Raw genomic sequence first — 385 nt, 5'->3', positions numbered from 1 at the left:
CAGCCGACCTCGGCGCGGGGGCGGATCGATGCCGGCGCGGTCGCGCATGCCTCCATCCACCGGGGGCGCGCCAATCGCCCGGCCGTCTCCCCGCCCGCTTCCGCACCGTCCACGTCCTGGACGCTGCCATCCGCCCTCGCGCCGACGGACTAGCGCGATGCCGCCGCCTCCCCTTCACCCCCGCGAAGAAGGAATGCCGTGTTGTCGAGACGTCCGATCTCCTGCCGGACCCTCATCGCTGCCCTGGCCGGCCCAGCGCTGCCGCGGGATGCCGCCGCCGCTCCGGACACCTCGGCGGCCACGTGGCATATGCCCTGGCAGATCGCCCCGATCGGACCGGCCTCCGCCGCGGCCGGTGAGCAGACGATCATGTCGATGGTGCCCG

1 protein-coding gene is annotated in these 385 nt (G+C 74.3%); it reads left to right on the top strand.

The features are described from left to right. Nucleotides 1-201 precede the first annotated feature (201 nt). The coding region (locus MKL01_RS08065) for a hypothetical protein (protein ID WP_243904697.1) at nucleotides 202-385 on the top strand (184 nt) is incomplete at its 3' end.

This window comes from Methylobacterium sp. J-070, assembly GCF_022829385.1.
Taxonomy (GTDB): Bacteria; Pseudomonadota; Alphaproteobacteria; order Rhizobiales; family Beijerinckiaceae; genus Methylobacterium.
This window is presented reverse-complemented; position numbering and strand designations above follow the sequence as displayed.